Raw genomic sequence first — 13,773 nt, 5'->3', positions numbered from 1 at the left:
AATTTAAATAATGGCTTATTTTAAGTTTTGAACAAGCCAATATAAGTCAGAGTGTACACCCGCAGCGGTTACTTCTTTCCCAGCCCCAGGCCCCTGAATCACAAGCGCGTTATCACTATACCATTTGCTATTAATTACAAAAATATTATCGCCAGGTGTAAGGTTTGCTAACACATCTCCATTGGTCACATACGTAATTCCTACTTTAGCGATAACTTCAGTTTTTGTTATATCTAATAGGCCTGTGTATCTCAGTACTGAGTTATTAGCTTTTGCTGTATCAGCATGCTCTTCAATGAACGCATCTAGCTGGGCTTTATTGTTTAGAAAGTCTTCCCAGCTTCCTAGCGCAAGATCGCCGGGCATTAATGCCGATAAGCTAATATCATCAAGCTCAAGCTCTATACCTAACTCTCGGGCTAAAATAAGTAACTTACGCTGCATATCTCGTCCAGATAAATCCTCGCGAGGGTCAGGCTCTGTGAACCCCATTTTCTGAGCTTCTAATACCAACTCAGAAAAAGCAGTGGTACCATCATACTTACTACATAACCACGAAAGCGTACCCGAGAACACGCCTTCAATACGCGTAATTTTATCACCACTATTTTGCAAATCAGCCAAAGCAAAATTGATAGGTAAGCCTGCGCCTACACTTGTATTATATCGCCAATGTAAATTACGTTCGCCAAGGTTACTACGAAGTGCTTTATACCAAGAAGTCGGTGCTGTACCTGCATATTTGTTAGCACTAATTAAATGACAATCTCTGTCTACAAAATCTGTATATAAAAAGCTAAACTGCTCACTTGCAGTAATATCAATTAAAACTTTATGTTCGTAGTCAAGCTCGCTTATCGCATTAAGTAAATCCGCAGTTTCATAGCTATTCGCCTCATGCTGCCATTGAGTTTTCCATTGCGATATATTTATGCCACTTGCATTAAATAACATATGTTTAGAGCGAACCAGCGCTACCAATTTAATACTAAAGTCGCCTGATAAACGCTCAAATTGTGCCGATAACTGCTCAATAAAAGCATCGCCTACATTGCCAAGGCCCGCAACTATAACGGCTATTTCTTGGCCTTTATTGATTAGCTTATCGTGTAAGACGCTTTGTATATCGCTATCTATAAATTGGTCTGTTAGTAATAAAACATAACCATTATCTTGATGCACAAAACGCGGTTTTATAGTCTGCTCAGCTAATACCTCTAAAGCTTGCAGTTTTAGTACGCTAACGTCTTGCTCAGGGGCAACAATTGCACAGCCATTTAAATTTGACTCACTAATATTAGCTCTACCAGCAAAGTAATTAATAACTTGATATGTTTGTGCAGCCGGTACTACTAAATACACTTCACCATTATGGTTAAAATGATGAAGGCTATGCTGAATAAGCTGACTAACGCTTGCGACCTCACCTTCACTTAATCCTTCAACCATTAACAAATCAACATTTTGCAGCGTGGTTATAAAGCGCTTTTTCTTTGCTGAACCTTCTTTTACTATATCTGTTGGGCTTGCTTGCACATCAAAACTACTACGAACAGCTAGCTTAATATCGCTGTTTTTAAGTGGCGATAGTGTTTTTGCATGTAATACAGGGTTACCCAAACGAGCTAATAAATTAGCTTGTCCGCGACAAATTTTGCCGTACTTAATCGCCTTTTTTACCTTTCGAGGATCAGTGCTAAACACTCCCTGTGTATCGGTCCAAATACATACCTGCTTAGCATCACAGTAATTTGCAAGTAGTGTTGCACTATAATCGCTACCGTTGCGTCCAAGTGTTACGGTCTCACCTTTCGTATCGGCGGCAATAAACCCAGTAACAACATTTATCTTATTAGGTAAAATTGACTGTCGACATTGCTGCGCATTTTGCGCATGCATTAATTCACCATCGTTTAAGGTAAAAAGACTACGGGCATCTTGAGCACACGCCTCAATATTTAGCTGCTGTAAATAAGTAGCGAGTAAACGTGCTGACCACAGTTCCCCGTGCGCAAGTAACGCAGCCTCTTTTAGCTGCTCAGCTTGAGCAAGTTCTGCAATATTACTAAGCTCGGTATTTAGTGTTCTAAGTGCGCAGCGCTTTAAATCAGCTTGTAATAACTGCTCAATTAAATCACTTTGATGGTTATTTAACTGCAGTAAAATATCAGCGACAGCTTGCGTGTCTTGCAGCTGATAACTTTGCCACAATGACACAAGTGTATCTGTAGTTTTACCTGCAGCAGACACCACAACACAGTCGCCCGGCTGAGTATGCCCAATAATTATTTTAGCTACGCTTTGATAGCGCTCACTAGAGCTTAAGCTTGAACCACCAAATTTATGTACACAATTGACCATATTTATACCAATTCGCTTAATTAAGTTGTCTATTTTGAGGTAAGAAAACCGTATCGATAACAAGGCAAAAATTTCGTTATTTAGTTGTTCTATATTAGGAATTTTTAACGATGTTATCGTGCGGTTTAATCCCTCAAATTGATTAGGTATTATTGCGGATTGGTATTAATTACCAAAGCGCTGGACGGGCTGCACTTAATTTAACGTTTCCACCAGAAGTGCCAGCACCTTTGCCTACACGGCCAACATTTTTATTTTGCCCTGGTTTTACAAGTTCAAATACTCGTTCAAAGTCAGCTATTAAATCGTGTATATCTTCAATCCCAACCGAAATACGAATAAGCGTATCGCCCACACCCGCTTCTAAACGTGCCTTTGCCTCCATACCTGCGTGCGTCATAGTTGCAGGGTGACAAATTAAGCTCTCTACGCCACCTAGTGACTCAGCTAAACTAAACGTTTTAAGGCTAGTTAAAAATGCTGCCGCGTCGTTTATATCGCCTTTAATATCAAAACTAACCATGCCACCAAAGCCAAGTTGTTGTGCTTTAGCAAGTTCATGTTGAGGATGCGACTCAAGTCCAGGATAGTAAACTTGGCTTACAAAATTGGAACTTTCAAGGTACTTAGCTATTGCTAGCGCATTTTCTTGGTGCTGCCTTAAGCGCACATTTAAAGTACGTAGACCACGAAGCGTTAAATAACTATCAAAAGGGGCGCCCGTAATACCAATATTATTTGCCCACCAAGCAAGCTCATCACCAAGCTCTTGTGTTGCAGCAATAACAGCGCCGCCCACTACATCTGAGTGCCCGTTAATATATTTAGTAGTTGAATGCACCACAATATCTACACCAAACTTAATAGGGTTTTGTAAGGCAGGAGACAAAAACGTGTTATCTGCGGCAACCAATGCACCGCATTGCTTAGCAACATCGGTAACCGCTTTAATATCGGTTAAACGAAGTACTGGGTTACTTGGAGTCTCTATCCAAATAAGTTTAGGTTTAATTGCTAAAATTTGTTGAAGGCTTTCTTCTTTTGTTAAATCTAATACTTCAAGCTTCAATAGTCCGCGTTTTTGTAACGATGTAAATAAACGATAGCTTCCACCATAACAATCATGTGGAATTACTAACGTGTCGTCACTGTTAAGTAGCTGAGTAGCTAAATGCACGGCAGCCATACCAGTGGCCGTAATTATGCCACGAGCGCCACCTTCAAGCTTAGCAAGCGTCTCTGCTAAAATATCACGATTAGGGTTACCACTGCGGCCATAATCATACTCACGCTTAGTATCAAAGTCGGCAAACGAATAAGTCGTTGATAAATAAATTGGCGGCACCACTGCACCATGATGTTTATCAGCATCAACGCCGTTACGTACAGCAATGGTCGCTTTGTTTTTTTCGCTCATATTCGTCACCTGATTAATTTGGATGTTTAGACGTCTAAAAGAGTAAGTTATCCGTTTTAATAAGTCAAAGTATTTTAAAGCTCTAGATGGCTAAAGTTAGGAAAGGCGTTTGCTAGTACCACATTTTAGCTCACAAAAGTGAGCTTATTTTTACATCCCAAATAGGCTTATTAAGATAGATCGGTATCTATTATTTGACTATCTTTTTTAAATCGATAGAATTTCACGCATATTTACACGCTTTTTATACCGTGTGAGAAATTAATAATCTGAGGCAACGATACATCTTATGGCTAAATGGAATGGTGAGTATATTCACCCATACGCAGAACACGGGAAAAAATCAGAGCAAGTTAAAAAGATCACCGTTTCGATCCCGCTAAATGTATTAAAAGTTTTAACGGATGAGCGTACGCGTCGTCAAATCAACAACCTTCGCCATGCAACAAATAGTGAATTGCTATGTGAGGCGTTTTTGCATGCATTTACTGGCCAACCTTTACCAAATGACGATGACCTACGTAAAGACAACGCAGAAAAAGTACCAGAAGAAGTTAAAAAGATAATGCAAGAAATGGGTTTAGAAGTGCCTATTTTAAACGAAGAATAAATCGTTACCTTTTTAATCAAAAAACCTCAGCATTGCTGAGGTTTTTTTGTTTAAGCGTTATATATTACGCCATATAATTTTCAGGCAAGTCAATTTGCGCAACACCCGACTCTACCGCAGCAAGTGCTACAGCTTTAGCTATACGCGGTAGTAAGCGCGGATCCATTGGTTTTGGAATAATATACTGCGCACCAAACTCTAGCTTATCTACGCCTGCGGCTTTTAAAACTTCTGCAGGTACAGGCTCTTTGGCAATACTACGAATAGCCTCAACTGCAGCAATTTTCATTTCATCGTTAATCGCGCTTGCACGTACATCAAGTGCACCACGGAAAATAAACGGAAAACATAAAACATTATTTACTTGGTTAGGGTAATCAGAGCGCCCTGTTGCCATAATTAAATCATTGCGTGCGCCGTGTGCAAGTGCAGGATCGATCTCTGGATCTGGGTTTGAACATGCAAACACGACCGGCTTTTCTGCCATTAGTTTTAAATCTTCGGCAGCTAACAAGTTAGGACCCGAAACACCAACAAACACATCAGCATCTGCAATTACATCTTGCAATGTGCGTTTATCGGTATTGTTAGCAAAAAGCTGTTTATATTCATTTAAATCATCGCGACGAGTATGAATAACACCTTTGCGGTCAAGCATATAAATGTGTTCACGCAGTGCACCACACTTAATTAACAGTTCCATACACGCAACTGCAGCAGCGCCTGCACCTAAACATACAATTATTGCATCTTCAATTGATTTACCTTGTACTTCTAGTGCATTTAACATGCCGGCAGCCGTAACAATGGCGGTGCCGTGTTGGTCGTCATGAAAAACAGGAATGCTACAACGCTCTATTAATGCTTTTTCAATTTCAAAACACTCTGGTGCTTTAATATCTTCAAGGTTAATACCACCGAATGTGTCAGCAATATTGGCAACCGTGTTAATAAAGTCTTCTGTTGTTTTGTGCTTTACTTCAATATCAATAGAATCAAGCCCTGCAAAACGTTTAAACAATAACGCCTTGCCTTCCATTACTGGTTTAGACGCTAAAGGACCTAAATTACCCAAGCCCAAAATTGCAGTACCATTAGTGATAACCGCAACCATGTTACCTTTACCGGTATATTTATATGCATTTGCAGGATCTGCGGCAATTTCACGTACAGGCTCAGCGACACCTGGGCTATAAGCTAGGGCTAAGTCTTGAACTGTTTCAGCTGGTTTTGTTAGCTCAATGCTAATTTTACCAGGTACGGGATGTGAGTGATAATGTAGTGCTTGTTCACGAAAGTCAGACATAACGCGATGGTATCCTGCAATTTAAGTTAAAGTGAGAGGTGGAGTCTTGGGGTACGATACCCTTATTATTTTTAAATTCCAAGCAATATCAGGTCTATCCTGTTATATGCTATATCCTTTAATTTTAAGAGGTTTTTCAGTAACTTTGCAGGATTATATAAACATTTGATAAATAAAAATTCACCAAAAAAGTAAGTTTTGAGGTGCGTTTATGTCTATTACAATATTAAAAAAATGTATGTTTAACGCATCATCATAAACTTAAAATAACAGCCTACTACACTACTTTAAAAACAGATAAGCCCACGTTAGCTACTTTTATCAACCTAGTTAAAATTTGTACTATTTAAAATATAGAGAATATCTATCGATTTGTCTGTAAAGGTTTATGCATACTCAGAATAAGAATAGGAAATAGTTATGCAAGGTGTGATGTAGCTCGAGCAAGCTAAATAAGATAAGAAGTAGTAAATTTTAGACACAAAAAAAGCACCCTAAGGTGCTTTTTTTAACTAAACAGCAATAATTACTTCTTGCTGCTAAGTGCACCGAAGCGCTTGTTGAAGCGATCAACACGGCCGCCAGTGTCTAAAATCTTTTGCTTACCAGTGTAAAACGGGTGACACGCAGAACATACGTCTAAGTGAATGTCTTTACAAAGAGTTGAGCTAGTTTCGAATTTGTTTCCGCATGAACATGTTGCAGAAATTACTTCGTACTTAGGGTGAATACCTTCTTTCATAGGAACCTCTAGTTAAGGCCGCATCGCTCTCCAAACCCGAAGTCTGGCACCATACGTCGTTAAAACAAATTTGTTGGTGGCGGATTTTATCCAACAACCTTCCCCTGCACAAGTATTTATTTATCTTTTCGCTAAAAAAGTGAACAATCTCTTTCTCAAGTACTATTGCTAGTAGGTTTTTAGCGGTATTTTTAGTACATTACAGCATTAATTTTACGGGTTGAGTTGTTATGAGTTTTGTTGAAGTTGCTATTAAAGTCCCGCTTCCACGCACCTTTGATTATAAAATAGAAGAGCAGCTCAGTGGCTTATCAACACCCATACTACCGGGCATGCGGGTTTTAGTACCTTTTGGTAATCAAAAAAAAGTAGCTGTTGTTCTGGGTATTAAAAACAGTACCGACGTCCCTTTAGATAAAATTAAGAATATTATAGAGGTAATAGACGACACCCCTATTTTAAGCGCCCAACATTTAGAACTCCTTAGCTTTACTGCCCGCTATTATTGCTATCCCTTAGGCGAAACTATTCACATAGCGCTACCGAGTGCACTTCGCCAAGGTGAATCGCCAGATAAAACCAGTATTAACATGGTTGCTCTGACAGAAAAAGGCTCAAAAGTACCGTCATTAAAAGCCAAAACACAACTCAATTTATTAAAGCAGTTGTCGCAATCGGGGAAATCATCGTTAACCGAATTAAAAGCTCTTGGCTTTAGTAAAAAAACAATAGATAGCCTAATAGATAAAGAACTCATTACGCAAACTATTGAACACGATAACCAATGGCAAAGCGTTGCACCAACTGTCGGTAGTAAACCTGTACTTAATAAAGAACAAGCGGTTGCCTGTACAGCAATCAATCAAAGCAATGGATTTAGCAGCTTTTTATTAGAGGGCGTAACTGGCAGTGGTAAAACAGAAGTGTATTTACAGTGCCTAGAAGAAGTATTAAAACGTGGCGAGCAAGCATTAGTATTAGTGCCAGAAATAGGCTTAACGCCACAAACTGTAAACCGTTTTCGTCGCCGCTTTCCTGATACACCCATTATGCTTTGGCATTCAGCCCTTACCGACAACGAGCGATTGCAAACATGGCGTTTTTGCGAAAAAGGCAGTTGTGCAATAGTTATAGGCACACGTTCGAGTATTTTTCTGCCATTTTTAAAACTCGGTATGATAGTTGTCGATGAAGAGCACGATTCATCATTTAAGCAACAAGATACCCTTCGTTACCATGCTCGTGATTTGGCCGCATACAGAGCTTTTCAGCATAAAATACCACTTATATTAGGCAGTGCTACACCCGCACTTGAAACACTTCACAAAGCAATTAATAACAAATATCAGCTACTAAGTTTAACCGAGCGCGCGCAAACTGCGACAGATAACCAATTTAAGTTACTCGATATGAAAGGCCAACCCGACCAAGCAGGTATTGCACATGCAAGCCTTGCAACTATGCGCCAACACTTAAATCGCGGTAAACAGGTTATGGTTTTTTTAAATCGCCGAGGTTTTTCACCCACTCTTATTTGCCATGAATGTGGCTGGCTAAGTGAATGTAAACGCTGCAGTACCAGCGCCACATTTCATAAAGCGATTGGGCAAATGATTTGTCATCACTGTGGCGATCAATACCCTGTTCCTCACCAATGTCCTGATTGTGGAAGTACGCAAATATTTCCAAATGGCAAAGGTACAGAGCAAATTGAAGAGTTTTTATCGACCGAGTTTCCAGATACACCCGTTACTCGCATAGACCGCGATTCAACTCGCCGTAAAGGCAGCCTTGAAAAAGCACTAGGTGAAATAAACCTAGGCGGTGCACGCATTTTAGTTGGCACACAAATGCTTGCCAAAGGCCATCACTTTGCAGATGTAAGCCTTGTTATAATTTTAGACGTAGATAGCGGTTTATACTCATGCGACTTTAGGGCGACAGAGCATTTAGCACAGTTAGTTACTCAGGTCGCGGGGCGAGCTGGGCGTTCAGGGGAACCTGGACAAGTATTATTACAAACACACTTTCCAGAACACCCGCTTTTACAAGACTTAGTTAATAATGGTTACCAAGACTTTGCTCGCTTTGCACTGAGTGAACGCGATGATGCAGACTTACCACCCATTACAAATATGGCTATTGTCCGTGCACAAGGACACAGCATTAAGCTAGTCGTCGATTTTTTGACGGATTTGGTTCCTGTGAATGGGGTATCTGGTATACAATTGCTCGGTCCGATCCCTGCTCCACTTGAAAAAGTCGCAGGTATGTATCGTTTTCAATTACATATTCAAGCGCAAGATCGCCGCATATTACATCAGTACCTTGCGCAAATGGTTGATTATTTAAGTTCAAGTAAACTTGCACAAAAAGTACGCTGGAGCTTAGACGTAGACCCTATAGACATGATTTAGGTTAAGGCCAAAATAACACCATGGCACAGCACGATTATATTAACAAAAAGCCTGCAGGCAGAAACAGTAAAAAAAACGCACCCGCTAAAAAACCATTTCCTATTCTTTTAGCTGTCATAGCCATCTTACTCGTCGGTGGTTTTGCTTATACATTATGGTTTATTAAAAGTAATGCAGATCCAAAACTTGTCGAAAAACAAGCAAACCCCACTGCGCCCGCAAAAGTAGAAGTGGTTATTCCACGCACACCAGAGTTTATTAAAGAAATTAGAAACCACGAGATTCAAGTTGAAGTGAAAGAACTTGAGCAAAAAGGTCCTTACGTTATGCAGTGTGGTTCGTTTAAAACCCACGCACAAGCGGAATCGCTAAAAGCTAAAATAGCATTTGCAGGCCTCATTTCTGAAATAAAACAGGCTGAAGGCAGCAATGGTACTTGGTATAAAGTGCGCTTAGGCCCTTATAAAACCAAACGCCAAGCCGAAAGTGATAAAAACAAACTTAAACGTGTAAAAATAGTCGGCTGCGGAATTTGGGGCTGGACTTGAAAATAAACCATTCACCCATATAACCTCTTCATAATCGTTTTTTACGAGTTGCCTCTGCAGCTCGATGATGAGGAATAACATGACTACTATCGTAAGTGTACGCCGTGGCGACAAGGTTGTAATTGGCGGCGATGGCCAAGTGTCTCTTGGTAATACCGTAATGAAGGGCAACGCCCGTAAAGTTCGACGTCTTTATAATGGCAAAGTAATCGCTGGTTTTGCCGGCGGTACTGCTGATGCCTTCACTCTTTTCGAACGCTTTGAAAGCAAATTAGAAATGCACCAAGGGAACCTAACTAAAGCCGCAGTAGAAATGGCTAAAGATTGGCGCAGCGACCGTGCACTTCGAAAACTCGAAGCGCTGCTCGCTGTAGCAGACGAAACAGCCTCTTTAATTATTACCGGTAATGGCGATGTGGTTCAACCTGAAAACGACCTAATTGCAATTGGCAGTGGTGGTAACTTTGCACAATCAGCTGCAACCGCCCTTTTAGAAAATACAGATTTAAGCGCTCGTGAAATAGTAGAGAAAAGCTTAACTATTGCAGGCAACATCTGCGTATTTACTAATAACTTCCAAACAATCGAAGAATTATAATAGGAACTATCATGTCTGATATGACCCCAAGAGAAATTGTTCACGAGCTAGATCAGCACATTATAGGTCAGGCTAAAGCAAAAAAAGCAGTGGCTATCGCACTTCGTAACCGCTGGCGCCGCATGCAACTCAAAGAAGATTTACGCAGCGAAGTAACACCAAAAAACATTTTAATGATTGGTCCAACCGGTGTAGGTAAAACAGAAATTGCCCGCCGATTAGCAAAACTTGCTAACGCACCCTTTATTAAAGTAGAAGCGACTAAGTTCACTGAAGTTGGCTATGTTGGTAAAGAAGTTGAGACTATCATCCGCGATTTAGTCGATGTATCAATTAAAATGACTCGCGAACAGCAGACTAAGAAATTTAAACATCGCGCCGAAGAAGCAGCAGAAGAGCGCATTTTAGATGCCCTTTTACCACCAGCGAAAGATCAATACGGCGAAACGCAGCGTGATGATAACTCATCAACTCGCCAAACGTTCCGTAAAAAGCTACGTGAAGGTCAGCTAGATGATAAAGAAATTGAAATCGATTTAGCTCAAGCACAACCAAACGTAGAAATTATGGCGCCTCCTGGTATGGAAGATATGACCAACCAGCTACAAAGCATGTTTCAAAACATGGGCGGCGATAAGCGCACTAAGCGTAAACTAAAAATCAAAGAAGCCTTCAAACTATTAACGGAAGAAGAAGCCGCTAAATTAGTAAATCCTGAAGAGCTAAAAGAGCAAGCTATTTTTGCAGTAGAGCAAAACGGTATTGTGTTTATTGATGAAATAGACAAAATTTGTAAGCGCGGCGATTCTTCAGGTCCAGATGTGAGCCGAGAAGGTGTTCAGCGCGACTTACTACCGCTAATTGAAGGTTCAACTGTAAATACTAAGCACGGAATGGTTAAAACTGACCATATGCTGTTTATTGCCTCTGGTGCGTTTCAGATGGCAAAGCCATCAGATATGATCCCAGAGCTACAGGGCCGCTTACCGATTCGAGTAGAACTTGAAGCACTTACTGCAGATGACTTTAAACGCATCCTTACAGAGCCTCATGCATCGCTTACCGAGCAACAACGAGAGCTGCTTAAAACTGAGCAGGTATCGATTGAGTTTAGCGACGATGCAATTGAACGTATTGCCAAAGCAGCTTGGCAAGTTAACGAGAAAACCGAAAACATCGGTGCTCGTCGTTTACACACTGTAATGGAAAGATTGATGGAAGAAATTTCATACGACGCTTCTGAAAAAGCAGGCTCGTCATTAGTAATCGACGCCGCTTATGTTGAGAAACACTTAGGTGCACTTGTTGAAGATGAAGACTTAAGCCGCTTTATTCTATAAAACGAATATAAACGTTATACTAAAAGCCTCCAGATTGGGGGCTTTTTAATGGGATATATTAAATGAAACACGTAACAAAAGTGCATTACCACAGTGTAAGTAAAAATCTAGATGTTTACTTTGATGATGACAGTAAAGCTGTATTTAGCTGTGAGTTTTTACGTGTACACTCCCCTTCAGCTGAAGTGCAGGGCCATGGCTCTGGCCCAATGAAGCTAGTACTTAATAAGCAAGCTGTAGGAATAAAAAGTATTGTACCTGTTGGGCATTACGCACTTCGTTTAGATTTTGACGATGGCCATAACAGCGGACTATTTAGCTGGCGCTACTTTGAAAAACTACAACAGCAACAAGATACATTGTGGAGTGAATATTTAGCGCGGGTAACTGAACACGAAAAAAGTAAAGATAGCGTGCCTATAAAATTTGTTCCTTAAACTTTGTAGGCCCGTTCTATTAAGCGTTATTAAACCTTAAATTTATCAATTGCATTGAACAGAACGCGAGCCTGCTCAGAGACTTCTTCACTTGTTTGCGCATTGTTAGCAGCGTGTTCAGTTGCGTCTTGTGCAATATCGCGAATTCTTACTACATTTTTATTAACCTCTGACGCCACTTGGCTTTGCTCATCAATAGCAACCGCTATTTGAGAGCTCATTTCCATTATTGTTTGTACATCTTCAGTAATTGCGCCTAATAGCTCACCTGCTTTAATTGCTTGCGAGGCACTTTCATCACCTTGAGAGCGACATTTGTGCATAATACTCACCACTTCTTGAGTACGCTGCTGTAAGGTACTTATAATACCTTCAATCTCACTTGTAGACTCTTGAGTACGCTTTGCTAATGAACGAACCTCATCTGCAACAACAGCAAAACCACGACCATACTCACCAGCACGGGCCGCTTCTATTGCCGCATTAAGTGCAAGTAAATTTGTTTGATCTGCAATCCCTCGAATTACATCAAGCACTGAACCAATTGTTTCACCATCTTTTTCAAGTTGCGACACTACATTTGATGCATTCCCCAGCGAATCAGATAGGGCCCTAATGTGCTTAACGGTAGAATCTACTTCACTACGCCCTTGTTGTGCACTTAAATTTGTTGACTCTGCTTTTTTCGCAGCCGCTTCAGTATTATGTGAAATATCCTGAATCGTCGCCTGCATTTCGGTGGCTGCCGTTGCAACCATGTCGGCTTCATGTAGTTGCTCTTGCATACCAGAGCTTGTTGCTGCGGTACTTTGTGATAAATGCTCTGTTGCTACATTAAGCGTGTTTAAAGCACCATTAACTTCGTTAATTAAGTTCTTAAAATCGCCTATTAAGCTATTAAAGTCGACCGTCATGGTGGTAATTTCGTCTTTACCAGTTTGCTCTATCATCACGCTCAAATCATTATTACGACGAATATCGTTAATGGTGTGATAAACCCGCTCAATAGGTACAATAATGGAGTGGCTTGTAAAATAAACGAGTGCTAATACAATCACACCTGCAATCACAAATACCAAAATAGCTAAAAATTGAGCCTGCTCTACACTTTGCTCTACTTGTAACTTAGTGTCTTTAACGATTTTAGAAACAATGGCGTCGCTTTTATCTACACTGTCACGCATTACTCCAAGTGCGCCTGACTCAAGATCTAGCCCTAGCTTAGTTTGCGCCTGCACAAGTGTTTGAAATTCGCTTTGGTATATATCAATCAAAGGATTAATTTGTGCTTTATAGTCGCTTGGCAGCTGTGCTGCAGCTACCTGCTGCTTAAATGTATTAATTCCCTCATTAAAACGCCCTAGGTACTTAATATCAAATCTCAGCATGAAATCTTTTTCTGAGCGTCTTAGTTGCAGCATTGACGACAGCAGTTGGTAATTTTGCTGCTCTTTTAATAGTTGCTCAACTTCATGAACCGAGCTTCTAAGCTTGCCATATAACCCGTCGGTCGGGGTTAAACCAATCTCTTTTTGAAGCTTAACAACAGTTTCAAAATCATTATTATAGCTATTTATTAGTTGCTCAAAGCGCTGGACCTGCTCCTGTGCGATACTTTGGTTAGCCATTAACTGTTGTAACTTTTTTACTTTATCACTTAACTGCTCAAAATCCGTTTCAAATGCAGTTAACGCGTCTTCTTGTTTATAAAACAAAAAGTTTTTTTCATGTTTACGCAATGCTAATGCATGTACGTTGAGCTCTTCTGCTAATTGAATAGTCTTGTTTAAGCTCAAGGTTGTACGTGATTCAAAAATAATCACGCATAAAAGGACCACCATTGCTAAACCAACAACGACTGCGTTTAGTTGTAAACGTCGTTTAATTGTTAAGTTTTGTAAAAAATTCATCGCTAACGCCTTTTTTAAATATGCATTTGTATTATAGCTAATAGATCAACAGCGACTAATTAATTTAACTTTTTATTATTGGTAATT

General features: G+C 40.2%; 11 protein-coding genes. 6 read left to right on the top strand and 5 right to left on the bottom strand.

Annotated elements, in window-relative coordinates; all coding sequences use genetic code 11:
• Window positions 1–15: 15 nt before the first annotated feature.
• Both metL and metB read right to left on the bottom strand, forming a co-directional pair.
• Entirely contained in the window at window positions 16–2,361 is a 2,346-nt protein-coding gene (gene metL / locus H5116_RS15000) for a bifunctional aspartate kinase/homoserine dehydrogenase II (RefSeq protein WP_182716532.1), read from the bottom strand.
• 169 nt (window positions 2,362–2,530) lie between these two features.
• Window positions 2,531–3,778 (bottom strand): cystathionine gamma-synthase, encoded by a 1,248-nt coding sequence (gene metB, locus H5116_RS14995; RefSeq protein WP_039485856.1) that lies wholly within the window; start codon window positions 3,776–3,778, stop codon window positions 2,531–2,533.
• Between the two features lie 289 nt (window positions 3,779–4,067).
• On the opposite strand from metB, the gene metJ reads away from it, so the two are divergent.
• Window positions 4,068–4,388, top strand: coding sequence for a met regulon transcriptional regulator MetJ (metJ, locus tag H5116_RS14990; protein ID WP_002958371.1), 321 nt, complete (start codon window positions 4,068–4,070; stop codon window positions 4,386–4,388).
• Window positions 4,389–4,452: 64 nt separating this feature from the next.
• Here metJ and H5116_RS14985 read toward each other — a convergent pair whose 3' ends face one another.
• On the bottom strand, window positions 4,453–5,694 hold the full coding sequence (locus tag H5116_RS14985; RefSeq protein ID WP_002958370.1) for a malic enzyme-like NAD(P)-binding protein: 1,242 nt from the start codon (window positions 5,692–5,694) through the stop codon (window positions 4,453–4,455).
• Between the two features lie 526 nt (window positions 5,695–6,220).
• Window positions 6,221–6,436 carry a 50S ribosomal protein L31 gene (gene rpmE / locus H5116_RS14980; protein ID WP_002958369.1) on the bottom strand — a complete coding sequence of 72 codons (216 nt, stop codon included), beginning with the start codon at window positions 6,434–6,436 and terminating at the stop codon, window positions 6,221–6,223.
• 230 nt (window positions 6,437–6,666) lie between these two features.
• Here rpmE and priA point away from each other — a divergent pair, with 230 nt between their 5' ends.
• The 5 genes from priA to H5116_RS14955 all read left to right on the top strand — a co-directional run bounded on the left by priA (window position 6,667) and on the right by H5116_RS14955 (window position 11,776).
• Complete coding sequence (gene priA, locus H5116_RS14975) at window positions 6,667–8,853, top strand: primosomal protein N' (RefSeq protein ID WP_182716531.1); 2,187 nt, start codon at window positions 6,667–6,669, stop codon at window positions 8,851–8,853.
• Window positions 8,854–8,873: 20 nt separating this feature from the next.
• Window positions 8,874–9,401 (top strand): SPOR domain-containing protein, encoded by a 528-nt coding sequence (locus H5116_RS14970; protein ID WP_024596311.1) that lies wholly within the window; start codon window positions 8,874–8,876, stop codon window positions 9,399–9,401.
• Window positions 9,402–9,480: 79 nt separating this feature from the next.
• Window positions 9,481–9,999 (top strand): ATP-dependent protease subunit HslV, encoded by a 519-nt coding sequence (hslV, locus tag H5116_RS14965; protein WP_002958366.1) that lies wholly within the window; start codon window positions 9,481–9,483, stop codon window positions 9,997–9,999.
• An 11-nt stretch (window positions 10,000–10,010) separates the two neighbouring features.
• Entirely contained in the window at window positions 10,011–11,339 is a 1,329-nt protein-coding gene (hslU, locus tag H5116_RS14960) for an HslU--HslV peptidase ATPase subunit (protein ID WP_024596310.1), read from the top strand.
• Window positions 11,340–11,401: 62 nt separating this feature from the next.
• Window positions 11,402–11,776 carry a gamma-butyrobetaine hydroxylase-like domain-containing protein gene (locus tag H5116_RS14955; RefSeq protein WP_002958364.1) on the top strand — a complete coding sequence of 125 codons (375 nt, stop codon included), beginning with the start codon at window positions 11,402–11,404 and terminating at the stop codon, window positions 11,774–11,776.
• A 29-nt stretch (window positions 11,777–11,805) separates the two neighbouring features.
• On the opposite strand, the gene H5116_RS14950 is transcribed toward H5116_RS14955, so the two are convergent.
• A complete protein-coding gene (locus H5116_RS14950; RefSeq protein WP_182716530.1) occupies window positions 11,806–13,686 on the bottom strand; it encodes a methyl-accepting chemotaxis protein in 1,881 nt (626 codons plus the stop codon).
• Window positions 13,687–13,773: the final 87 nt, after the last annotated feature.

It is taken from the genome of Pseudoalteromonas sp. SG45-2 (genome assembly GCF_014164115.1).
Classification (GTDB): Bacteria; Pseudomonadota; Gammaproteobacteria; order Enterobacterales; family Alteromonadaceae; genus Pseudoalteromonas; species Pseudoalteromonas distincta.
This window is presented reverse-complemented; position numbering and strand designations above follow the sequence as displayed.